This window comes from Dictyoglomus sp. (genome assembly GCA_025060475.1).
GTDB lineage: Bacteria > Dictyoglomota > Dictyoglomia > Dictyoglomales > Dictyoglomaceae > NZ13-RE01.
This window is the reverse complement of record JANXBZ010000004.1, coordinates 69,908-93,684: the sequence shown is the minus strand read 5'-3', so window position 1 is coordinate 93,684 and position 23,777 is coordinate 69,908. Positions and strand designations below refer to the sequence as shown.

At 33.1% G+C, this 23,777-nt stretch carries 25 protein-coding genes; 19 read left to right on the top strand and 6 right to left on the bottom strand.

Annotation, left to right across the window (positions count from 1 at the left end):
* Window positions 1-4 precede the first annotated feature (4 nt).
* Window positions 5-928, bottom strand: a complete 924-nt coding sequence (gene cysK, locus NZ841_03210) for a cysteine synthase A (GenBank protein MCS7201766.1) — start codon at window positions 926-928, stop codon at window positions 5-7.
* Window positions 929-1,090: 162 nt separating this feature from the next.
* Between cysK and NZ841_03205 the strand changes: the two genes are divergently transcribed.
* Window positions 1,091-1,600 carry a rubrerythrin family protein gene (locus NZ841_03205; GenBank protein MCS7201765.1) on the top strand — a complete coding sequence of 170 codons (510 nt, stop codon included), beginning with the start codon at window positions 1,091-1,093 and terminating at the stop codon, window positions 1,598-1,600.
* Window positions 1,601-1,622: 22 nt separating this feature from the next.
* Window positions 1,623-2,063 (top strand): ferritin-like domain-containing protein, encoded by a 441-nt coding sequence (locus tag NZ841_03200; protein MCS7201764.1) that lies wholly within the window; start codon window positions 1,623-1,625, stop codon window positions 2,061-2,063.
* Window positions 2,064-2,099: 36 nt separating this feature from the next.
* On the opposite strand, the gene NZ841_03195 is transcribed toward NZ841_03200, so the two are convergent.
* From NZ841_03195 to NZ841_03185, 3 genes are read right to left on the bottom strand one after another with little or no spacing between them, the layout of a single operon-like run.
* Window positions 2,100-2,576: a DsrE/DsrF/DrsH-like family protein gene (locus NZ841_03195; protein MCS7201763.1), complete on the bottom strand. Its 477-nt coding sequence runs from the start codon at window positions 2,574-2,576 to the stop codon at window positions 2,100-2,102.
* 14 nt (window positions 2,577-2,590) lie between these two features.
* Entirely contained in the window at window positions 2,591-2,812 is a 222-nt protein-coding gene (locus NZ841_03190; GenBank protein MCS7201762.1) for a sulfurtransferase TusA family protein, read from the bottom strand.
* Between the two features lie 15 nt (window positions 2,813-2,827).
* Window positions 2,828-4,510 (bottom strand): FAD-dependent oxidoreductase, encoded by a 1,683-nt coding sequence (locus NZ841_03185; GenBank protein MCS7201761.1) that lies wholly within the window; start codon window positions 4,508-4,510, stop codon window positions 2,828-2,830.
* 178 nt (window positions 4,511-4,688) lie between these two features.
* On the opposite strand from NZ841_03185, the gene NZ841_03180 reads away from it, so the two are divergent.
* From NZ841_03180 to lpdA, 3 genes are read left to right on the top strand one after another with little or no spacing between them, the layout of a single operon-like run.
* On the top strand, window positions 4,689-5,024 hold the full coding sequence (locus NZ841_03180; protein ID MCS7201760.1) for an SMR family transporter: 336 nt from the start codon (window positions 4,689-4,691) through the stop codon (window positions 5,022-5,024).
* Window positions 5,021-5,635: a hypothetical protein gene (locus NZ841_03175; protein ID MCS7201759.1), complete on the top strand. Its 615-nt coding sequence runs from the start codon at window positions 5,021-5,023 to the stop codon at window positions 5,633-5,635. The genes NZ841_03180 and NZ841_03175 overlap by 4 nt, the downstream gene beginning before the upstream one ends.
* 18 nt (window positions 5,636-5,653) lie before the next feature.
* A complete protein-coding gene (lpdA, locus tag NZ841_03170) occupies window positions 5,654-7,033 on the top strand; it encodes a dihydrolipoyl dehydrogenase (GenBank protein MCS7201758.1) in 1,380 nt (459 codons plus the stop codon).
* A gap of 34 nt (window positions 7,034-7,067) precedes the next feature.
* On the opposite strand, the gene NZ841_03165 is transcribed toward lpdA, so the two are convergent.
* Window positions 7,068-7,916, bottom strand: a complete 849-nt coding sequence (locus NZ841_03165) for a hypothetical protein (GenBank protein ID MCS7201757.1) — start codon at window positions 7,914-7,916, stop codon at window positions 7,068-7,070.
* A 19-nt stretch (window positions 7,917-7,935) separates the two neighbouring features.
* Window positions 7,936-9,945 carry a M6 family metalloprotease domain-containing protein gene (locus tag NZ841_03160; protein ID MCS7201756.1) on the bottom strand — a complete coding sequence of 670 codons (2,010 nt, stop codon included), beginning with the start codon at window positions 9,943-9,945 and terminating at the stop codon, window positions 7,936-7,938.
* A 132-nt stretch (window positions 9,946-10,077) separates the two neighbouring features.
* Between NZ841_03160 and NZ841_03155 the strand changes: the two genes are divergently transcribed.
* The 14 genes from NZ841_03155 (at window position 10,078) to NZ841_03090 (ending at window position 23,602) form a co-directional block, all read left to right on the top strand.
* Entirely contained in the window at window positions 10,078-10,662 is a 585-nt protein-coding gene (locus NZ841_03155; GenBank protein ID MCS7201755.1) for a hypothetical protein, read from the top strand.
* Window positions 10,663-10,706: 44 nt separating this feature from the next.
* Window positions 10,707-13,046 carry a hypothetical protein gene (locus NZ841_03150; GenBank protein ID MCS7201754.1) on the top strand — a complete coding sequence of 780 codons (2,340 nt, stop codon included), beginning with the start codon at window positions 10,707-10,709 and terminating at the stop codon, window positions 13,044-13,046.
* 78 nt (window positions 13,047-13,124) lie between these two features.
* On the top strand, window positions 13,125-14,996 hold the full coding sequence (gene metG / locus NZ841_03145) for a methionine--tRNA ligase (protein MCS7201753.1): 1,872 nt from the start codon (window positions 13,125-13,127) through the stop codon (window positions 14,994-14,996).
* Window positions 14,997-16,529: a DNA polymerase III subunit gamma/tau gene (dnaX, locus tag NZ841_03140; protein ID MCS7201752.1), complete on the top strand. Its 1,533-nt coding sequence runs from the start codon at window positions 14,997-14,999 to the stop codon at window positions 16,527-16,529. It abuts the gene before it with no gap.
* 2 nt (window positions 16,530-16,531) lie between these two features.
* Complete coding sequence (locus NZ841_03135) at window positions 16,532-16,846, top strand: YbaB/EbfC family nucleoid-associated protein (protein MCS7201751.1); 315 nt, start codon at window positions 16,532-16,534, stop codon at window positions 16,844-16,846.
* 3 nt (window positions 16,847-16,849) lie between these two features.
* Window positions 16,850-17,461: a recombination mediator RecR gene (gene recR, locus NZ841_03130; protein MCS7201750.1), complete on the top strand. Its 612-nt coding sequence runs from the start codon at window positions 16,850-16,852 to the stop codon at window positions 17,459-17,461.
* A 12-nt stretch (window positions 17,462-17,473) separates the two neighbouring features.
* The gene (locus NZ841_03125; protein ID MCS7201749.1) at window positions 17,474-18,046 is read left to right on the top strand and encodes a 2-oxoacid:acceptor oxidoreductase family protein; all 573 of its coding nucleotides are present in this window, start codon (window positions 17,474-17,476) and stop codon (window positions 18,044-18,046) included.
* A complete protein-coding gene (locus NZ841_03120; GenBank protein MCS7201748.1) occupies window positions 18,043-18,327 on the top strand; it encodes a 4Fe-4S binding protein in 285 nt (94 codons plus the stop codon). Before NZ841_03125 ends, NZ841_03120 begins: the two co-directional genes overlap by 4 nt.
* A 10-nt stretch (window positions 18,328-18,337) precedes the next feature.
* A complete protein-coding gene (porA, locus tag NZ841_03115; GenBank protein ID MCS7201747.1) occupies window positions 18,338-19,528 on the top strand; it encodes a pyruvate ferredoxin oxidoreductase in 1,191 nt (396 codons plus the stop codon).
* A 12-nt stretch (window positions 19,529-19,540) separates the two neighbouring features.
* Window positions 19,541-20,476 (top strand): thiamine pyrophosphate-dependent enzyme, encoded by a 936-nt coding sequence (locus tag NZ841_03110; GenBank protein ID MCS7201746.1) that lies wholly within the window; start codon window positions 19,541-19,543, stop codon window positions 20,474-20,476.
* A 140-nt stretch (window positions 20,477-20,616) separates the two neighbouring features.
* On the top strand, window positions 20,617-21,426 hold the full coding sequence (locus NZ841_03105; GenBank protein MCS7201745.1) for a deoxyribonuclease IV: 810 nt from the start codon (window positions 20,617-20,619) through the stop codon (window positions 21,424-21,426).
* A gap of 8 nt (window positions 21,427-21,434) precedes the next feature.
* The gene (locus NZ841_03100) at window positions 21,435-21,914 is read left to right on the top strand and encodes a nucleotidyltransferase domain-containing protein (GenBank protein ID MCS7201744.1); all 480 of its coding nucleotides are present in this window, start codon (window positions 21,435-21,437) and stop codon (window positions 21,912-21,914) included.
* On the top strand, window positions 21,853-22,302 hold the full coding sequence (locus NZ841_03095) for a DUF86 domain-containing protein (GenBank protein MCS7201743.1): 450 nt from the start codon (window positions 21,853-21,855) through the stop codon (window positions 22,300-22,302). Before NZ841_03100 ends, NZ841_03095 begins: the two co-directional genes overlap by 62 nt.
* A gap of 211 nt (window positions 22,303-22,513) precedes the next feature.
* Window positions 22,514-23,602, top strand: coding sequence for a hypothetical protein (locus tag NZ841_03090; protein ID MCS7201742.1), 1,089 nt, complete (start codon window positions 22,514-22,516; stop codon window positions 23,600-23,602).
* Window positions 23,603-23,777 lie beyond the last annotated feature (175 nt).

Genomic DNA, 23,777 nt, shown 5'->3' with positions numbered 1-23,777 from the left:
TTCTTTAGAAACTTGTTTGTAAAAAAACAGATAAATACCTTTCTCCAGTATCAGGAAGTATAACTACTATTCTTTTTCCTTCTCCCAACTCCCGTGCTACCTTCAGGGATGCAAAGACATTTGCTCCTGCAGATATTCCAACAAATAACCCCTCCTCTTTTGCCAATCTTTGAGAGGTTTTTAAGGCGTCATCACTATTTACCTTTATTATTTCATCAACTATTTTAAAATTCAAAACATCGGGAATAAATCCAGCTCCTATTCCTTGAATTTTATGGGGACCAGGTCTTCCTCCTGAGAGAACAGGACTTTCTGAAGGTTCCACAGCTACGATCTTAATCTTTGAATTCTTTTCTTTCAAAAACTCTCCCACTCCAGTAATGGTTCCTCCTGTTCCCACTCCTGCTACAAAGGCATCAATTTTCCCTTCTGTTGCTTCCCAAATTTCTTTTGCAGTAGTTTCTCTATGAATTTTAGGATTTGCTGGGTTTTTGAATTGCTGAGGCATAAAACTTCCAGGAATCTCTTTTAATAATTCCTCTGCTTTTTTGACAGCTCCAGCCATACCCTCTATTCCAGGAGTAAGAATTACTTCTGCTCCATAAGCTTTAAGAATGTATCTTCTTTCTAAACTAACAGTCTCAGGCATTACTAAAATACATTTGTATCCTTTCACAGCAGAGATCATGGCAAGACCAATTCCTGTATTGCCACTAGTAGGTTCAATGATTGTGGAACCAGGTCTTAAAAGTCCTTGTTTTTCTGCTTCTTCAATCATGGAGAGACATATTCTGTCTTTAACACTTCCTCCTGGATTAAAAGATTCTATCTTTCCAACAATTTCTGCCATTCCAGGTTCCACAATTTTATTTAGCCTTACCATTGGAGTATTTCCAATAAGATCTAACACACTGTTTACTATTTTCATTCTTTTCCTCCCAGAGTTTTTTTAATCTCTACTATTTTGGTAATCTTAGTAGAGTATATTATAATAAAAAACTAAAACTGTAAAGAATATACTATAACTAAACTCTTTACTCTTGTGAATTTTAAGTATAATTGTTACAATTATCAAAAAGGAGGTGAAAAAATGAGAAAAATGACGGAAAAATTTCTTCACGATGCCTTTGCAGGTGAAAGTATGGCTCATATGAAATACACCATTTTTGCAGAAGAGGCAGAAAAAAAGGGTTTAACAAGACTTGCAAATCTTTTTAGAGCTATTGCTTATGCTGAGTTTGTCCATGCAAGGAATCATTATAGAGAATTAGGACTAATTCAGGATATGTCATTCAATATTCAGCAATGTATTGATGGGGAAACCTTTGAGATTGAAGAAATGTATCCCGTTTACAACAATACTGCCTTATTCCAAAATGAAAAGGGAGCGGAAAGAAGTACAAGATATGCTTGGGAGGCTGAAAAAATTCATGCGGAAATGTATAAAAAAGCAAAGGAGCTAGTGGAGAAGAAAGAAGATTATCCTGTAGAAAAGATCTACATATGTCCCGTTTGTGGACATACCATAGAAGGGGAACCTCCTGAGAAGTGCCCCGTATGTGGTGCCCCTAGAAGTTCCTATAAAGAATTTTCGGTATAAAATAATTTAGGAGGTGATTCTTGTGTCAGTAAAAGAAGAATTAATTAAAATGCTCAATAGAGCCCTTGAACTGGAGCATGCAGCAAGAATTCAATATTTAGCCCATGCAGAGTTAGTAAAAGGCTTAAATGCAGAGCCCATTATAGAAAGACTAAAGGAAATTGCTGGTGATGAAGAAAAGCATGAAGAAATATTTCGATCTCTTATTGCAAATTATTTAGGTGGAGAACCCTCCATGGGAATTGCAGAAACCTATCAAGCAAAGGAAATTAAAGAGATTTTAGAGGTAAATTTAAAGGGAGAGAAGGAAGCTATAGATTTTTATAAAGAAATTTATAGAAAGGTAGTAGAAAATAAGGCTGAATTTCAATATGAATTTGAAACCTTAGAGCATCAGATAAGACATGTTATAATAGATGAACAAGAGCATGTAGTAGAACTTTCCACTCTTTTAGGATTGTAAAGTTTAGGGGAAGTCGGAAAAGACTTCCCCTTATTTTTAAATAAAAAGATTTAATCCTGAGGAATTTGCCTCATTTAAATATGTTGCTACCCCACCAATCTCTACTCCATCAATTAATTCTTCTTTTTTAATCCCCATAACCTCCATGGACATGCTACATGCTACAAGCTTTACTCCAAGATCCTGAGCCTGTTTTAACATTTCAGAAAGACTTTGGACCTTTTTCTTTTTCATCATATATTTCATAAGTTTTGGACCTATACCTAAAAAGTTCATTTTAGAAAGGGGAAGTTTATCTACCCCTTTTGGCATCATCCATCCAAAGATCTTTTCCAAAAAGTTTTTCTTAGAAACATTCTTTTTGGGATCTCTCAAAACATTTAATCCCCAAAAAGTAAAAAACATTGTTACCTCGTCTCCCATAGCAGATGCACCAGTAGCAATCACTAAGGATGCCATTACTCTATCCATATCATTACTAAAAACTATTATAGTTTTTTTATTTTCTTTCATCTTGAACACTCCTTTTATGTCTTTCTTATTTTAGCTTTAATAATTCCATTCTCCTCTTCAATTGAGATTAATTCATTTTTTGTTTTTTGGCACCAGGCCTGAATATCCTTTTTAAACCCCTGGTCTGTTACTTCAATGATTACCATATCTCCAGAATTAATCTCCTTTATCTTTTCAAACAATTTTATAATGGGACCTGGACATTGAAGGAATTTAGCATCAATATAATGTTCCATAATATCTCCTCCTTTCTACTCTAATTCAAAGGGATAAGCTTTTATTCCTCCATCAAGAATTTTTATGTTCTTAAAACCGAGGCTGACTAGTTTTGTATATGCTTGATATGCTCTTCTTCCTAAACCACAGATTAAGATTATTTCCCTTTCCCTATCTAAGGTATAGGCTTTTTCCATTAACTCATTTAGAGGAATATTTATAGATCCAGGAATGGCACCTATTACAAATTCTGGCTCTGTTCTTACATCAATAAGAAGAAAATTATTTTCTTTATTCTTTATCTTCTCATATAGCTCCCAAGGATTTATCCCTTTTAGTTTTCCTTGAATCTTGTTTTTTAAAACATTTGCGGTAACAATTACTGAAGATAAAGCCATAGAATAGGGGGGAGAATAGGCAAGATCTACTTTTGATAATTGATCTACTGTTCCCTTAAGATAGATAAAACTTGCTATTATATCTATAAATTTGTCCACACTTCCCTCTCCTATACCTTGAGCTCCTAAAATTCTTCCTGTCTTCCTATCTCCAATAAGTTTTAAAATAACGCTCTTAGAAGTAGGATAATAATGAGCCTTATCATTTGATGGGACGATTGCAGACACCACATCAAATCCTTCTTCTCTTGCTTGTTTTTCAGAAAGTCCTGTTTTTGCTATAGTTAGATTAAAAAGCTTTAATATATTTGTTCCTAAAACTCCTTCAAAACTTTCATATAAATTCTCATCGTCTAAAACCACATTTATTCCCGCTACTCTTCCCATCTTATTTGCAGTAGATCCCATAGGAATCCAGACAGGTTTACCACATACAAGATGATAAGTCTCTACACAATCTCCTACAGCAAAGATATCCTTAATATTGGTTCTCATATATTTATCTACCTTAATCGCTCCCCAATCCCCTAACTCTATTCCTATTTTTTTGGCTAAATCTGTGTTAGGTTTTACTCCTGCGGACCATATAACCAAATCAGCATCTAAAATTTCTCCATTTTCCAAAATTACCTTTGAAACTTCTTTTTTTTCATTTCCTAAGAATTTAGTAACTCTTTTCTTTGTTAAGATATTTATACCCTTTTCCTCTATTAAGTATTTTTCTACAAGCTTTGCAATTTCAAAATCATAACCTGGCAATATTTGTTCTGCTACTTCTATAATTTTTACATTAAGTCCTCTTTCTTTAAGATTTTCTGCTATTTCTAGTCCAATGAAACCTCCTCCTACGATCAATGGATTCTTGGGAGGATTGTTATCTAAAATTTCCCTAATTTTTAAGGCATCATTAACAGATCTTAAAGTAAATACTTTCTTCAAATCAAAACCTTCAATTTTAGGTTTTACGGGGGAGGCTCCTGTAGCAAGAATCAATTTATCATAATAAAATTCCTTTAAAGTATTATTGGAAAGATCTTTTACTATTATCTTTTTATTTTCAGGATCTATATACACTACTTCATGTTTTGTATAAACATCTATTCCCATATCATGTTTAAAATCTTGAGGGGTTTTTAGAATAAGATGTTCTTTAGCAGAAACTACCCCTCCTATGTAGTAGGGTAGTCCGCATCCAGAGTAGGATATATATTCTTCATTGGTAAAAATAATAACTTCGCTTGAAGGATCTTCTCTTTTTGCCTTAGCACCTGCTTTTGTTCCTGAAGCAACTCCTCCAACTATAATTATTTTTTTACCCATTTTCTATCACCTTTTCCTGATATTTTTAAGTAAGTTTTGACCTATTAATTATATATATAATTAAATAGAAAATCAATTTAAAAATTATTTAAAAATATTATTTTTTTGTCTAAATTAGATTTAAGGATTTTTTAGATTTTCTGCTATAATATTTAACATGAAGAGGGATAAATTTTTATTGATCTTATTATCAATCTCTGCCTATATCTTCTTCCATGTCCTTTCCCATATTGGCTTTAAAATGTCTGTTCAAAATAAAAATTTGAAAAACTTTATTTACTGGCAGGTGATAGGAAATATTAGTGGTTTTTTATCGGTTCTTTCTTATACTTATTTATTAACTCTTTTGCCCCTTCATCTTGGATATGCCATCACCATGGGATTGGGACAAATATTTGTGCAGGTTTTTGCGTCAAAGATTTTATTTAAAGAAGAAATCTCCTCTTTTCAGTGGCTTGGTATATCTTTAATTATTTTGGGAACTTTATTTTTAGTGAAAGGTAAAGCCCATTGAGAACTTTTTGGGGATTTTTAATTATAATCTTGGATAAAATTGTAAGCTTATGCTTAGGAGTAAAGAAATTTACAGAAAACCCTAAATGCATATTAAGGTATAGACCTGTAAAGGTAAAAAAAGATATAGTTTTACCTAATGGAGATATAATTAAGAAAAATTCTTGGATAATTGATCTTCATCTTTGGAATGAACATCTTCCCCCTATTCCTAAGGATGGAGTTGATCTTGACTGGGGAAGAAGATTTTATTCCCTTCTTATAAATTCTTTTTTGGAACTTTTGGATTTTTTAGAAAATTCAAGATGGAAAAATGTGGAATATCTCTTTGGAGAAACAGCTTTTTTCTTTGTAGATCAAGAAAGAGTGATAAGATTTCTAAATAAATTGGGATTTTTAGTTTTACCTTTAGAGGAAGGAAAAACTCATGGGGAAGATTTTTATAGATTTCTTCAAAATGGTTATAGCTGGTGCCTAATATATGCTTATAATAGAGAGAGTTTAAAAAGAAAAAAGGATTTCTTTTATGTAAGAAGATATAATCTTTGGGTAAAAAAGGATATTTTAAGAGAAAGATTGAAGAGAAGAATATATGAAAAAATGAAGGTATAGCCTTGGGAGGTGAATTCTTTGGAGAAATATGATGTAATCTTCTTAGGTGCTGGCTCAGGAGGGTATGTAGGAGCCATAAGATCTGCAGATCTTGGGAAAAGAGTTTGTATTGTAGAGGAAAGGGAACTAGGAGGAACATGTTTAAATAGAGGGTGTATCCCCACAAAGGCATTATTAAAATCTGCAGAAGTTTATAACTCTATTAAAGAATCAAAGATCTTTGGGATTCAGGTAAAGGATTTTAGTTATGATGTTAATGAGATATTCAATTGGAAAGACAATGTGGTTAAAAGATTAATCTCAGGAATTGAGTATCTTTTGAAAGCAAGAAAGGTTGTTGTAAAGAAAGGAAGAGGAAGGATATTAGATGAAAGGACCATCGAAATAGAGACTCTCCAAGGAAAAGAAATTATTAATGGAGAAAATATTGTCATCGCTACAGGTTCCGAGCCTGCTATTATTCCTAGTTTTAAGATTGATGGAGTAAATGTTTTAACCTCTGATGATGCTTTAAGATTGAGGGAAATACCAAAGGATATAGTAATTGTTGGGGCAGGAGCTATTGGTATTGAGTTTGCTACTTTTTATAATTCCTTTGGAAGTAAAGTTAGAATTATTGAGATGATGGGACAGGTTGTCCCCGTATTAAAGGATAAAAAACTGGCATCATTAATTCAAAGGATATTAAATAAAAGGGGAATAGAAGTTAGAACAGGAACAAAAATAGTGGAGATAGAAGTTAGAAATGGAAAGGTTTACTCCACCCTTGATACAGGAGAGGTTTTAGAAAGTGAGAAAGTTCTTGTTTCCATTGGTAGAAAATTAAACTCTGATAATATAGGTCTTGAAAATGTGGGAATAAAAACAGAAAACGGAAGAATTGTTGTAGATGAGTATTTAAGAACTAATATTCCCCATATCTATGCTATTGGGGATGTAATTGGGGGACTTCTTCTTGCTCATAAAGCTATGAAAGAGGGAGAAGTCGTGGCGGAGATAATATCAGGAAAGGATGAGAAAATGGATTACCGAGTTCTTCCCTGGGCAATTTTTTCTTCTCCTGAGATTGCAGTGGTAGGACTAACGGAGGAAGAAGCCCAAGAGGAAACCTTAGTGGGAGAATTTCCCTTTAGCGCCAATGGAAAGGCTGTTTCTATGAATGCTACTGATGGATTAATTAAAATAGTTGCAAGAAAGAAGGATAAAGTAATTATTGGAGCTCAAGTTGTAGGACCTGAGGCATCAGTTATTATTGCAGAGCTTGCTTTGGCAATAAAGAAAAATTTAACCTTAGAGGATTTGTCGGATACTATTCATGTTCATCCTACTCTTTCTGAGGCTGTAATGGAGTCTGCAAGGGTTCCCTTAGGAAATGTGATCCATATTGTTAAAAGATAAAAAATCCCCTCCCTCTAAAAAGGGAGGGGTTTTTTTAAAAACTTCCTGATAAGCTAATTATATGTTGATTGGAAAGGGCTTTTGTATATAAAAGGGCATAATCTAAATAAAAGCTTGAAAAACTTAATCCAAAACCTAATGTTATTCCTTCCTTTGCTCCATTATATCCTGCCCTTATGGCTAACATAGAAAGAGGATTGGTCTCTATTCCCAAATGAATTCTGTTAAGAAAATTTGGTTTTTCTAATAAAGAAAAATCAAAAAGAATTTTTAGAGGTATACCTAAATTTAGGCTTAAAAAGGAGCCTAAAACTATATCCCTTCTTTCTATATTTTCTACAGTTCCTGTAGACCATTGAAGAAAACTTAAGGGATTGTATAAAGCTAAGCCTAATCTTAGATTGGGATTTACTTCATAAATTGCTCCAAGATCTAAACCAAATCCTTGGGCAGATTCTGTATCCAAGGTTGACATATAAAGATTTCCTGTTATTCCTAAACTTAGATTTGGTATAACCTTAGCACCTAAGCTTACTTGAAAGGAATTTTCAGAAAAGGGAAATAAAAGCTCTCCAGTGTTTGAAATATTCTTTAAAGATGCTCCAATACCAAGGGTTATATTTCCAATGGGTAAAACTCCACCAATAAATTCCACGTTGGTCCAGCTTTCAGGAAGAGTAAGATGGGTAAATCCAACTATTCTTTTATTTACTAAAGAAAGTCCTGCAGGGTTATAATAAAGGCTTCCCCAGTCATCGGAAAGAGCTACGTAGGCTTCTCCCAATGCTCCTGCTCGAGCATTTAGGGTTACTGGAGGAAAGGATGCAAAACTATAATTTATAATTAATAATCCTGTTATTAATATAAAAATTATTTTTCTCATCAAATCTAAGCCTCCTTTTTTATTTCAGGATTCCAATGAATCTGTTTATTCTTGATTCACCTTGAGAGGATTCTGCAACAAGCTGGAATAGATAAAGTCCGTTGGGTAGATAAATTCCTTTCCAATTTATTCCTTCCCATTCTATTTTATGATTTCCTGCAAAAAGATATCCAAGATCCCTTTCATATACTTTTTCTCCAGCAAGGTTATAGACAATAAATCTTACCTTTGCATCTTGGGTAAGATTAAAGAATATCTCTGCTGGTCCTGTCTTGGGATTAAAAGATTTTGTAAATCTTGTGACATTTACAAAGGAAAGGGGTTGTCCTGAATTAAGAGTTGTAGTTGCGGATATGGATTTAGAGTTACCTATCTCATCCTTTGCTATCGCTTCTATAATGTATTTTCCATTGGGAAGTAAGGTATTTGTTTCATCTCTTCCATTCCAAGTATAATTATAGCTTCCATTATTAACTTTTTGATTATTAACTATAGTTTTTACAAGATTATTTTTTTGTCCATTTAAGGTATCATAAACATTTATTGTTAAAATATAACTTCTAATGAGAAGTAACATAATTATACAATTTTCTTTGTTAGGATCAAAAACTGGCGATACATTTAATTGTATTGAAGAAACATATATATTTGCTATTATATTTTGTCCAGAAACTGTGATATTTTTTACAGCAACTCCTGTGGGAATTTCAAAATAAGCTTTGCTGTTAGGAGTGCTATTTTCATCAAAGATAGTTTTATTTGTAGATCCAGGGTATGGATCTCCAGAATCTCCACTGTTAACTTTTTTTTCTAGATCCCATTTTCCGTCCGCCTGCTCTAATGCAACCAAATAATGTTTTGAGGGATCAAGTCCTGGATACCATTCGTAGTCATTCTGAGATCCTCTCATCTTCTCATCCACATGGTAAATAAGAAGCCCTTCTCCTCTTAAATAGGAATCAAAACCTATTTTTCTTCTATTTTCTAGCAAGAAATATTGATCTCCTTCTACACCATCGGTCCAAAGCTTATAAACTACAGGATTTGTTTCTACAGGAGGAATATTTACATTAGTTAGATTATCTTTAGGAACAATAGGAGTTATCCATCCTAGTTGAATCTTACACCATGCATCAAAATGCGAGGGAGATCCTCCTATGGTATATCCACTGGGACTCTGTGGTCCATTCCAAGATCCTCCTGCCATTAAGCTCCATCTTCCAAGACCATATGAAGAATAGTCTCTATCATAAAGGTCAGGAAGTTGTCCAAAGGAATGTCCCATTTCATGGACAAAAACTCCAACGGTCATGGGAATAATTACATTATTATCTTTCATATATTCTGGTTCTATGGAATATCTTATGGGAACATTTTGTCCTCCTATGTTTACATAGACCGTGGATGCATGAGACCAAATATCATTTACATTTCCTGTCCATTCCGCTCCTTCTCCACTATGAATTATGAAAATTACATCAAAATTTCTCAAATCATATCCTGAATTTACTGCATGCTGAAGAACTTCCTGAACTAAGACAAATACTCCCCCATTAAATCCATAATTTCCATCATTTATATAATAGGTATAAGTTCTCTGAGCAGTATACCAGGGAAGAATGGTAGCACTTATGTCAAATATATTGTATGAATTTTCTTTTATAAAATCTCTTACGCTTCCCTTATTATAGGGATTAATGGAACTCCAATTTGCTCCAGTACTATTGAAAAGAATATCAAAATAATTTGAAGGAATCACATTATCAGGCTGTTTTGGTTTATCAGTAAAATGCACAGGAATAACGATAGCTTTTCCCACGCCTTCTGCCTTTTCTATAATTCCATAGATTTTTTTATCCTTAGGAATACTTACTGGTGCTATTTCTGGTAAAGTAGGCAATTTTAGCTTCTTCTCAATAAGTTTTTCATGAGGAGGCATTATTTTAACTTTAGTTAGGGGTAAAGTTTCTGCAGAGGTGAAGGATAAAATTAAAATAAGAAATACCAAAAATCCTATTACTTTTCGCATATCACAACCTCCCTCTTTTCGGAGTTTGGCTAAATTATAACATATAATTTTTAAATTTTTATTAAGAATTTAATATCTTTTTTGACAAAATCTTAGTTTTTTCCTATACTCCATTAAAGGAAGGTGATTTTAATGAGATTCTTATATTTTATTATATTTTTTATTTTAATCTCCAATATTATATGGGCTCGAGTACCTATAATAGAGAATAGAAGTAAAGTTATTGCAAGGGTAAAGTCGGTAATTATTGGTGATTTTCCATATGTGGAGTTAGTTTTGGAAATTTTAAAAAGTGAAAGTATAGGAGGTTTTAGAAATTTTGCAAAGGAAGGTGATATTATTCTTGCCTTTCCTCTATCTTTGAATCCTTCCTTAGATCTTTTACTTCTTCCAGAGAATAGAAACCTTCTTTTATGTTATTTTTTAAAACCTTCGGATAAGGTATCTTGTATTATTGAGTTTGCTGGAGATGAAAGGAAAAGGGGATGGATAATAAGAAGTATTGAAAGGATTATAGAGGATCCTGAGAAAAATTTAGAGGAAGTGATAAAATATTTTTTATTGGGAAAAGGATTTATAAAGGAGAAAGAAGATTTTTCTTGGGAAATTGAGGAAAAAAGAGAAAAAGAGTGGAAAGTAAAGGTTCAGACTTCAAAGGTAAGATTAAGACTTATTTTAGACTCTTCGCTTTCCATATTATCTTTCTCCTCTTTATGAATTCTCTTTTTTCCCAGACTTGGGATTTTCATGGAGAAGGATATATGGATCCTTCGTATATTTGGGTTTTTGGAGATAGACATCTTTTTGAATTCCAAAATTCTCTTTATCCTGGACTCAATTATCAACTGAAGGGAAGAATATCACTAAAACAGATTACAGATCTTCTTTCTGTTAGCCTGAACTTCTCGACAGGATATAATCCTCAGGATCAAATATCTATTAGTATTAAATATAAAAATTGGGAAGGAGTGTTTAATAACAACTTTCAAGAATCTTTCTCCTATTTAACGTTATGGAAAAAAAATATAAATGGTTTTGAGATAAAATTTCAAAATGATAATCTTTCCCTTAAGGGGTTATTAGCAAAGGTTGAAAGTACAAAAAAGCAGAAAAGTTTTTATGGAAATGATACTCAAGGTCCCTATATTATCTCAGATTTTTATTTAGTCCCAGGGAAAGAAAAAGTTTATCTCAATGGAAGGCTTTTAGAAAGAGATGTGGATTATATTATAGATTATTCCTATGGAATTTTATATTTTACAGAGGTTATATCCCAAGAAGATCTTATATTAATAGAATATGAAGTTAGAGGATTTGCTCCCCAAGCATATAACCTTTGGGGATTAGATTTAGATTATCCTCCCTTTTCTTTAACTTTTTTAAATATAGATGATTTTTCTTCTCAAATAAACAGAAAATTTATAGATTTTTCCTTTTTAAAAGAATGGGGAGAAAATTTTTTTAATCTTTCAGTATCCCAAGGCCTGTTAAATAATATTTGGGAGGGAAGAGCGTATAATTTAAATTTTGGCTATAAAGGAAGGAATATTAGTATAGAAGGAGAAAGTTTAAAGGTTGATGAAAACTATCCCTATTTTAAGGAGATTTTAGGTAACTTTGAAATACTTCAAGGAGTATTTAGAAGTAAGATAAATATAGATTATACTCCTTTTTCTTTTCTTACATATTCTTTGAATTATCTTAGGGAAGATTATAGATATTTTTATCAAAATTTAAGGCAGAGTATATCTGTTGACTTTTCAAGATTTTCTCTTTCTGGAATATGGAGTAATGAATTAAGGGATAGAGAAAAGGATATTAAGAAGATTACTTTTAACTATAAAGAAATTCCTATTTCCTTTTATATCCAAGAAAACAAGGAAGATGTTAAAAAAGAATTTTTAAAAGGATTCTCCTTTAGTTCTCAAAACTCTAATTCAAAGGTGAATCTTAACTTTCAAGTTAAAGATACTTATACTTCTGATATTCTTTTATTAAATCAAAGGAATAATTCCTTTTATATAAATGTATTCTCCCAAAATTTTAACCTTTTGTTCGGAGAAAGTTATCAAGAGAATACGAATTTTAAGCCTGATTTTCCCTTAGAAGCAATGGAAAATTATATTGCGGACGGATATCAATATGAATTCACCCTAACCTACAAACCCATACCAGAAAGTATAAAAGTTTACATAAATAATATTTATGTGGAGGATGGAGGGACTTTTACCTACTATCTTCCCTCAGAAGAGCCAAAAACTTATACTGTAGAGATTAAATTGATAGACAAAACCTTGCAAATATTTTTTATAGATGATAAGGAAAAGAATCCTCCTTTCTCAGGATTAAGTATCTTAATTTTCTATAAATATCTCCTTCCTGAAAAAAGCTATTATAAAAGGGATGAAATTTCATTGAATCTTAAAAGAGATAAATTTAGCATAAATCCTAAGTTTATAGTTTTTGATGATAACGGCTTTATAAAAAGAAACTTTTCTTTATCCTTATATGGAGAGCTAATTTCCAATTTGTGGCTAAATTTTTCTTTCTCCCAATATTTTGAAGAGAATAAAAAAAATATTTCTCTAAATATCTCCTATCGTTCCTCTCCTTTTGAATTTTATCAAGGCTACACATATCAAGAAACTACAACAAGTTTAGTAAAAACTTTCTCCTTCTCCTTTAAAGGTAATATTTCCTTTATGAACCTTCAAGGAATATATAATTTTAGAGAATCTTTATATTCTAATTATCTTTTGAAATTAAGTAATTTTAAAATTTCTTCAGATCTTCCTTTTCTTAATGGAAAACTATCCCTTTCTTATTTCAATGAGAAAAGAGAGAGTAATCAAAATATCTCAAGTTATATCACCTCTTCCTATTCCCTTTCTTATAATAGAAATTTTGGGGCTATAGATTTTAGTATTTCTCTTCTAAAGGAAGATTATTCGGATTTTTCCCTTCGATGGAAAAATTTAATAGAGATTTTTCCCATTAAAGATAATAATAGTAAAATATTTTTTGAAAGTATTTATTATAGAAAAAATGAGAAATATTATCATTCTATAAGATTAGGTTTACAAATATCTTTTATCTGGTAATCCCCCCTTTTATTGACACTCCCCTTACTAAGTTGTATTATTATCAAGGAATTTTAAATGGTGAAAGGAGCGAAAAAAGTGGCAAGGAGAAAGTTTTATATAACTACTCCTATATATTATTCTAATTCTGAGCCACATATAGGTACTGCTTATTGCACTGTGGTTGCTGATACCTTTGCTCGTTATTATAGATTGAGAGACTATGATGTTTTTTTCTTAACGGGATTAGATGAGCATGGACCAAAGCTTGCAAGGTCTGCAGAGGAAAGGGGATTTACTCCCAAGGAATTTGTGGATATGATGGCGGAGAAATTTATAAAAACTTGGGAGAGAATGGGAATAACCAATGATGATTTTATAAGGACTACTCAGGAAAGACATGAAATAGTGGTGCAAAGAATTTTCCAAAAGCTATATGATAAAGGATATTTATATAAAGGAAGTTATGCGGGCTGGTATTGCACTCCTTGCGAGACCTATTGGGGAGAAGAAGAATTAAAAGAAGGGAAATGTCCTAATTGTGAAAGACCTGTGGAATGGCTGGAAGAGGAGACTTATTATTTTAAGCTTTCACAGTTTACCGAGCCCCTACTTAAATATATAGAGGAGCATCCCCAATTTGTATTTCCTGAATCTCGAAGAAATGAAGTAATAAGTTTTATAAAGCAGGGATTAAAGGATATTAGTGCTACAAGATCTACTGTAAAATGGGGGGTTCCTGTTCCTTTTGATCCTAAACATACTGTTTATGTTTGGTTTGATGCATTAATCAACTATATAAGTGCCTTAGGATATCTGAGAGAAGATAATGAAAGATTTGATAGATATTGGCCTGCGGATATTCATCTTATTGGAAAGGATATATTAAGATTTCATGCTATAATCTGGCCTGCAATTCTAATGGCTTTAGATCTTCCTTTGCCAAGAACTATTTTAGCTCATGGATTCTGGACCATAAGAGGAGGCAAGATTTCAAAATCAAAGGGAAATAGAATAGATCCCCATGAGCTTATGGACTTATATGGGGTAGATGCTTTAAGGTATTTCCTCTTAAGAGAAGTGCCTTTAGGCTTAGATGGAGAGTATTCTGATTCTGCCTTCCATAGAAGATATCAATCGGATTTGGCAAATGATCTAGGAAATCTTTTAAATAGAGTAATTACTGTTACTGAAAAATATACGCAAGGAAAAGTTCCAGAGCCCTCATCTTTTGGAGAAAGAGAAAAGGAATTATTTGAAATAACAGAAAATGCTATAAAAAAGGTAGAATATTCTATGGAGAATTTTAATCCCTCCTCTGCTCTTATCTCTATTTGGGAGATAATCCAATCCGCCAATAGATATATTGATCAGTCCGCGCCATGGAATTTGGAGAAAGAAGGAAAGAAAGAAATTCTTAATACTGTTGTCTATTCTCTTTTGGAAACATTAAGAAAAATTTCTATCCTTCTTTATCCTTTTATTCCTGAGACTGCGGAGAAAATCCAGGATCAATTGGGTTATAAAGATAAGCAGTTTGCATGGGATTTGTTATGGGATGCTAAAATTCCTGTGGGACAAAAAGTAGTAAAGGGCAAAGTTTTATTCCCAAAAGTTGAAATTAAAGAAGAGAAAGAAGAAATTTCTTTGATAAGTATTGAGGACTTTAAGAAGTTAGATTTGAGAATTGCAGAAGTTTTATCCGCAAGAAAGATAGAAAATAGTGATAAACTGCTTCTTTTAGAGATAGATTTAGGTTTTGAGAGAAGACAAATTGTCGCAGGAATAGCTCAATATTATACTCCTGAAGAACTCATTGGTAAAAAAATAGTGGTTCTTGCCAATTTGGAGCCAGCAAAAATAAGGGGATATGTCTCTAATGGTATGCTTCTTGCAGGAACCGATGATAAGGGTAGACTTTCTATCTTAACTATAGATAAAGATTTATCTTTGGGAGCCAAGGTGAGTTAAATGCATTTAGCATTATATAGAAAATGGAGACCAAAAACCTTTGATGAGATTGTAGGACAGGAACATATTGTAATTACTCTTAAAAATAGTATAAGATTTGGGCGTATTACTCATGCCTATCTTTTTGCAGGACCAAGAGGGACAGGAAAAACCACTATTGCAAGGCTTCTTGCAAAATCTTTAAATTGTGTCAATGGTCCCACTGAAAATCCATGCTTAAAATGTAATTCATGTATAGAGATTTCTGAGGGAAATAGCTTAGATGTGATTGAAATAGATGCAGCATCCAACAGAGGAATTGATGAGATTAGAGATATAAGAGAAAAGGCAAGATTATTACCTGTAAGGGATAGATATAAAGTGTATATTATTGATGAGGTTCATATGTTAACTACAGAAGCATTCAATGCTCTTTTAAAAATTTTAGAAGAGCCCCCAGAGCATGTAATATTTATATTAGCAACTACAGAACCCCAAAGGGTTCCCCTAACTATTCTGTCTCGTTGCCAGAGATTTGACTTTAGAAGATTATCTAGGGAAGAAATAAAGGAACACTTAGAAAAAATTGCAAGAGAGGAAGGAGGAAATATTACAGAGGGGGCTTTAAAATTAGTAGCTATACAATCTCAAGGTTCCATGAGAGATGCCATAAGTCTTTTAGAGCAACTCTTAGTATTTTCTTCGGAAGAAATAACTGAGGATTTAGCAAGGCATCTTCTGGGTCTTCCCACTTATGAGTTTGTATATGAATTTGCAAAATCTTTAGGAAATTATAATTTAGATGAAGGATGGCGTCTTATCCAGCAAGTATTTCAATTGGGAAAAAATCCCCAGCAATTTGTGAGGGAGTTATTACAACACTTTAGAAATTTAATTCTTATTAAGATAGAGCCGCGCCTCTCCAATATTTTATCCTTAACTCAAGAAGAATATGAAGAAATACTTGAAGAAACAAAAATCTTTTCTGTTAAAAGGCTTCAGGAAATAATTGATACCTTATTGGATTTAGAAAATAGATTAAGGGATTTGACTAGTGCTCCCTTAATTTTAGAGATGTTTCTTCTTCCTTTATTTATAAAACCTGAGGCGGAAAAAGAAGTCAAAGAAGAAGTTAAAGAGGTAGGGCAGGAGCCTCTTAAGGAAGAGATAAGGGTAAAATCTGAGACTTCTTCAAAGACGCCTTTATCCTTAGATACTATTAAAGAAAGATGGAGTCAAGTTTTAGAAAGGGTTAAAAAAAGAAAGGTATCTTTAGAGGCTATATTAAGGGAAGCAAAGGTTCTTGAAATAAGCGATGATGGAAGATTAGTTTTAGGTTTTCCAAGGAATTTTACCTTTTTAAAGGAGAGAATTGAAGAGCTTCCCAATAGACAGTTAATAGAAGAAGAGATTAAAAGAGTATTTAATATCTCTTTACCTCTTAAATTTATTACCATAGAAGAGGATATTCCCATTATAAAAGAGGAAAAGATAGATATAGATCCTGAAGAGGTTAAAAATATTTTTAACGGAAAAATTATAAAGGAGGGTTAAAAGTGAAAAATCCATTTGAAGCAATGAAGCAATTGAAAAAACTACAAGAAAAAATGGAAAAACTGGAACAGGAATTATCCGAGACTTTGGTAGAGGGATCTGCTGGTGGAGGTGTAGTAAAGATAATTCTTACAGCAAAGGAGGAAGTAAAAGAGGTAAAGATAAATCCAGAGGTAGTAGATAAAGAAGATGTAGAAATGTTAGAAGATTTAATTGCATCTGCATTAAGGGATGCATTGTCTAAAGCAAAGGAAATATCTGCAAAAAAATTAGGAAGTCTTACAGATGGTTTATCTTTACCTCCAGGACTGTTCTAGAAAATGAGGGAAAAAGGATATTTTGAGAAGCTCATTGAAGAGCTGTCGAAACTTCCAGGGGTAGGTCCTAAATCTGCTCAGAGGTTAGCTTTCTTTCTTCTTAAGCAACCTGATGAGTTTGTAGAAAATTTAGCCCATACTCTTTTAAATCTTAAAAGGCGTGTAAAATACTGTTCTATATGTTTTAACCTTACCGAAGAAGATCCTTGTGAAATATGTTCTAATCCAGAAAGGGATTCTTCCATTGTTTGTGTTGTAGCAGAACCAAAGGATATCTGGGCCTTTGAAAAGACCCAACAATACAATGGGGTTTATCATGTATTAGGAGGTTTAATTTCTCCCTTAGATGGGGTTTTTCCCGAAGATTTAAGAATTTTAGAATTAAAAAGAAGAGTAGAAAAGGGAAATATAAAGGAAATCATCCTTGCTACAAACTCTACAACGGAAGGAGAAGCAACTGCCATATACATTGCAAGATTTCTCTCAGGATATCCTATAAAGATTACTCGTCTTGCCTATGGATTACCTGTTGGCACAGAACTTGATTTTGCTGATGAAATGACTTTAATTCATGCCCTTCGGGGTAGACAAGAGATAAAATTAATAAAGGATTAGGAGGGTAGAAAAATGAAAGAAATGTTAGAGATTAGATGGCATGCTCGTGCAGGTCAGGGTGCAAAGACCGCATCTTACCTTTTAGCAGAAACTGCCCTTGAGGCAGGAAAATATATTCAGGCATTTCCTGAATATGGTCCTGAAAGAACAGGAGCACCTATGAAAGCTTTTACTCGTATCAGTGATAAACCCATAAGAATTCATAGCCAAGTTTATAATCCCGATGTAGTAGTGGTGCTTGACAGATCTCTTATTGGTAAAGTGAACATTCTAGAAGGTGTTCCATCAGATGGAATAATTCTTGTAAATACTGCTCAAAGTCCTCAAGAAATCAGAAAGCAGTTAGGGATTTCTGATAGAAAGATTTATACTGTGGATGCCACTGGAATATCCTTAGCTACTCTTGGAAGACCCTTTCCCAATACTCCCATGCTTGGAGCATTGATTAGAGTGGTTCCTATAATTTCTTTAGAAGAGGTTTTAGAACAGTTAAAGAGAAAATTCGAAGGAAGATTTAAGCCTGAAGTGATAGAAGGAAATCTTCAGGCAATAAAAAGAGCTTACGAGGAGGTAAGAGGAGAATGAGAAAACTACCTGGTTGGAAAGAATTAGTAGAAACAGGTCCTATTATTTTAGAAGCTGGAAATTCAGTAGAGTATAAAACAGGAGATTGGAGAACTTTTAGACCAGAGATAGATTACAGTAAATGTACCACTTGTCTTTTTTGTTGGCTTTTCTGTCCTGATTCTGCAGTCTCCTTTGATGGGAAAAAAGTAGAAATAAACTACGATTATTGTAAAGGTTGTGGGGTTTGTGCTGCAGAATGTCCTGTGAAATGTATAACTATGAAAGAAGAAGAAAAATAAAGGAGGGAAGATGATGAAGACTACATTTAAAAAAATTGCTATAGAGGGAAATGAAGCAGCTGCTTTAGCTTTTAAACAAGTAAATCCTGATGTGGTTGCTGCATATCCTATAACTCCATCCACTGAGGTAGTTCAAAAATTTTCTGAGTATGTTGCCAATGGCGAAGTAGATACAGAGTTTGTTCCTGTGGAAAGCGAACATAGTGCCATGAGTGCCTGTATTGGAGCATCAGCTTCAGGGGCCAGAGTAATGACCTCTACTGCAGCCCAGGGCTTAGCTCTTATGTGGGAAATGCTTTATATCGCATCTTCTATGAGACTTCCCATTGTTATGACAGTAGCAAACCGTGCTTTAAGTGCTCCCATTAATATCCATGGAGATCACAGCGATGCCATGGGAGCAAGAGACTCTGGCTGGATTCAGATCTTTTCTGAAAATGTTCAGGAAATCTATGACAATATTTTTCAGGCAGTAAGGATTGCAGAGGATCCTCAGGTAAGACTTCCTGTAATGGTTAATTTTGATGGATTTATAACCAGCCATTCTGAAGAAATGTTAGAAGTTTTAGATGACGAGTTGGTTAGAAAATTCATAGGAGAATATAAACCCAAGTACTCTCTTTTAGATGTAGATCATCCTTTTACTATGGGTCCTTTAGCCCTTTTTGATTCCTATTTTGAATTTAAAGTTGCTCAAGCCTATGCTATAGAAAATTCCCTTCCCGTTATTAAAAAAGTAGGAAGGGAATTCGGAGATCTTACAGGAAGATATTATGATGTAATTGAAAAATATCATGCGGATGATGCGGAATATATTATTGTTGCTATGAGTTCGACTTGTGGAACAATAAGAGAGGTAGTAGATGAATTGAGAGGTAAAGGTGAGAAAGTAGGGCTTCTAAAAATAAGAGTTTTTAGACCCTTTCCCTTAGAAGAAATATCTAATGTATTAAAGAATGCAAAAGTTGTAGGAATAATGGACAGAAGTATGATTCCTGGATCTTTTGCAGGTCCTTTATATCATGAGATTGTCTCGGGAATGTATCACTTAGATAAAAGACCTATCTTTCAGTCTTATGTATATGGATTAGGAGGAAGAGATATTACCACGGAACATATTAAAAAAGTCTTTGAAGAGCTTAAAGAGATAGAAAAGCTAGGAAAGCCAAAAGGTTTGACCTATATTGGGGTCAGAGAATAGGAGGTGTAAAAAATGGCAATTAATTTAAGAGAAATAGCCTTAAAAGGAGAAAAATTTGTAAGTGGACATAGATTATGTGCTGGCTGTGCTGCCAGTATAATAGTAAGAATGGTATTAAATTCTGCAGAGCAACCTGTGGTGGTAGCTAACGCTACAGGTTGTCTTGAGGTTGCAACAACCATATTTCCTTATACTGCTTGGGGAGTTCCCTGGATCCATAGTGCCTTTGAAAATGCTGCAGCAACCATAGCAGGAGTGGAATCTGCCTATCGAGCTTTAAAAAAGAAAGGAAAAATCGATAAAGAAATAAGATTTATAAGTTTTTCAGGGGATGGAGGAACCTATGATATAGGACTCCAAGCATTATCAGGAGCAGTGGAAAGAGGGCATAGATGTCTTTTTATCTGCTATAATAACGAAGCTTATATGAACACTGGAATTCAAAGATCCAGTGCCACTCCAAGAGGAACTTTTACCACAACTTCTCCCGTAGGAAGGATTGTTCCAGGAAAACCTCAAAGAAGAAAGAACTTAACTGAAATGATGGTAGCGAATGGAGCAAGATATGTAGCTCAGGCATCTCCTAGCCATTGGAGAGATCTGATGGAGAAGGTAAGAAAAGCTCTTGATACCGATGGACCATCCTTTTTAAATATCTATTCCACCTGTCCCCGAGGATGGAGAACTCCTGATGATTCTGCAATAAGGATGGCAAGACTTGCGGTAGAAACAGGATTCTGGCATCTTTATGAAGTAGAAGATGGAAAATATAAGATAAATTATAAACCTCCTAAGGGATTTAAACCCGTTGAGGAATATTTAAAACTTCAAGGAAGATTTGCTCACTTATTAAAACCAGAGAACGCTGAAATCTTAGAAGAATTTAAAAAGGATTTAGAAAGGGAATGGCAATATTTATTAAGAATGGAAGAAGTAACTAATAGATAAATTTTTCCCCTCCCCAAAAGGGGAGGGGATTTTAAGATAAAGAAAAATTATCTCAAGTTATTCCCTTAATTGATTTTAGAGTTTTTGGATCTCGAGCGAAGGAAGATGTAAAGAATCTCCCATAGTAAAGAGTATTATGGATGAAGGAATTGAAATATGATGTTAAACTAGGAGTTCACCTCTATAGAGGGGATAGAAATCTTCTTAACACTATTGAAGAGTTAAAAATAAATACTGCTCAGATATTCTCAAGAAATCCAAGAAGTTTTAAGTCTTCAAGAAGTGAAATCCCTAATTTCCCCTTTTCTCCTATCTTTATTCATTCTCCTTATGTGGTGAATCTATCCTCTCCCGATGAAAATATTTTTAATCTTTCCTATAAATTAATTATAGAAGAATTAAACTTAGCTCATGAAAGAAATTTTGAAGGAGTAGTAGTCCATACAGGAAGTAGCAAAGGAGAGGGAAAAGATAAAGCAAAATATAATTTTTTAAAAGCCTTAGAAAAAATTTTTAAAGAATATAAAGGAGAGAAAAAATTAATTATTGAAAACAGTGCAGGATATTCTGAGGGATGGGGATCTACTCCCGAAGATTTATATTCTATTTATAAAGAATTTCCTGTTTATTTTTGTCTTGATACCTGTCATCTTTTTTCTGCTGGATATGATTTAAGAGATCCCAAATCCTGTGAAAATACCCTTTCTCTCTTTTTTGAAAAAATTCCCTATGAAAGATTTTCTCTTATTCATCTTAACGATTCTTTCTATCCTCTAGGAAGTAAAAAAGATAAACATGAGCATATTGGAAAAGGAGAGATAGGAAGAAGAGGATTTTATTTTCTTCTTCAAGAGGAAAAAGTTAGGAAACTTCCTTTAATATTGGAGACTCCAAAAGATTCTCCTGAGGCGGATTTTAAAAATCTAAATACTATTAGAGAGATGTTATAATAAAAATTATGAAGGAAAAAATACTAGAGAAAAAAGAAGAAATAAAGAAGATTTTTGAGGAAAAAGGAGTAATATTAGCCTATATTTTTGGGTCCTTTGCTAAAGGAAATATTTCCAATCTTTCTGATATAGATGTGGCAATTCTTTTTTCCGAGGATATTCCTAAGGAAAATTATTTTGATCTGAAATTGGAGATTAGTTATCTTTTGTTAGAAATTTTGAGGGAACTAAAAAGAGATGTAGATTTAGTAATATTAAACGATGCATCTTTAATATTAAAGTATCAGGTAATAAAATATGGAGAAATAATATATAAAAAAGATGAAAAAACAAGAGTGGATTTTGAAGAGGAAACTATAAAAAATTATTTAGATACAAAGCCCATAAGGGATGAGAATTTTAAATATTTATTAAAGAGAATTCAAGATGGAAAAGTGGGATATGTACATAGATTTAGATTTGATTCAAAGAAAGATGGAAATTATTGAGGAAGAGATTTCTTTTTTAAAAGAAATGCAAAAATTTAATTTTTCTGAATTTCAGGAGGATATAAGAAATATTAAATCTGTTTGTAGGTCCTTTCAGAACTCTATTCAGGTTTTAATAGATATTGGAAATCATATAGTATCTTCATTAAATTTAGGGAAACCAGAATTTTATGAGGATATTCCTAAATTTCTTAAAAATTCAGGAATAATAACCTCAGAATTTGAGGAGAAGTTTAAAAGGATGATAAGATTTAGGAATTTTTTAGTACATGAATACGATAAGATTGATCCCTCAAGAATTTATAAATATTTACAATATAACTTGAAGGATTTAGAGGAAGGATTAAAAATCATTGTAAATTTTTTAAGGGAAATAAAAAACTCTTGAGAATTTTTAGCAAAAATCTTGACAAGAAATTAATTTTATGTAAAATAACAATCAGTTAGCTTTTTTTTCATAGTGGCGAGAAAGGAGGTGAAGACCTTTAGGTTGCCACTATAAAAATTGGGACTGGCAAGGTAAGGTTCCGTAAGCTTGCCAGGGAGTTTTCTAAAAAAATTATTTAAAAAATTATAAAACCTAAGGGGGTCAAAGAGAGATGAAAAAATTTGTTTGGTTATTGATTTTGGGATTACTTTTAGTTCCTGCATATGCTGCGTCTGTTAGCACTTCTTCTTGGATAGGTGTAGGATTCCATACTAGACTATTACCATTTGGAAATGGCTATGGTTTAGCATGGGGAACATGGGGAAGCGGAAATTTATCTTTCTCCCTTTCTGGAAGCTCTAATCTTGGTAGTGTGAGTGCAAGTGTAAAAGTAGATCTTCCAGCTAGTTTAAGTGGAGCGTCTCCAACTGGTAAAATTACTTTCTCAAAAGTTTTAGGACTTCTTGATGTTTCCTTCTGTAAAGGGACTTTACCAGGCCTATCTTCAAGTTTATTAAATAATAATCTTCCTACTACAGGAATAAATGTAGTAGTATCTCAAGCTCCAGTTAAAGTTACTGTTGGATATGCACCAAAAGATACCTGGTGGGAATCTAATTTCTGGAATGATGCTGCCTTAGCTATAAAAGGAGAGCTTTCTGTTTCTCAGCCAGTTTCTATGTCCCTTTATGGATTAATTCAGAAACAAACAGCAACTGGAACGTTTACATTATGGGCAGTTGGTGGTTCTGCGACTCTAGTTACAACCCCAGTGAGTTTAACTGTTTATGGTGAAGCTGCAAGTAAACCTGAACAACTAGTAGGTGTTACCGTTAAAGCTCTAGGTGGTAAGGTTACCTTTGATGGAAACTATAAACTTCAAGCAAATAAATTTAAGATTTCTGTGACAGCTGATCAAGTATTGCCAAACGTTAAAAAATTATATTTAGAATATAACACAGAAGAGAGTTACACCTTATTTGGTTATGTTTCTGCATCTGTTCCTGTCCCAGTAGGCTCTTTAGATCTTGGAGCAGCACTTGCTACTGGTACAGATACACTCTTTGGTGGTTATGCTAAATGGTCATTATCTCTTGGTGGCGGTGTATCTCACGATCTATTAGTTGGTTACAGCTTTGATGCAGACAATTTTGGTAGTCAAGGATGGCAAAGAGGAGTTTTGACAGGAACAGATAATCTATGGGGTGTAAATGTAAAAGATAAATTCTATTTAGAAAGTAAGTTAATGATTGGCTTCTAGGTATAAAAAGCCCTCCCCATTGGGGAGGGCTTTTTATTTAGTTAAGATTTTTCTCTGGTTCTAAAATAGTCATTTTCGTGAAAGTAGTCCTTCTTTCAAAGGATAAGAGAGATTGAAAAGGATATTAATAGGCTTTTAAAGTTTAAGAAAATCCCCCTGGAAGAGTTTGAAAAAG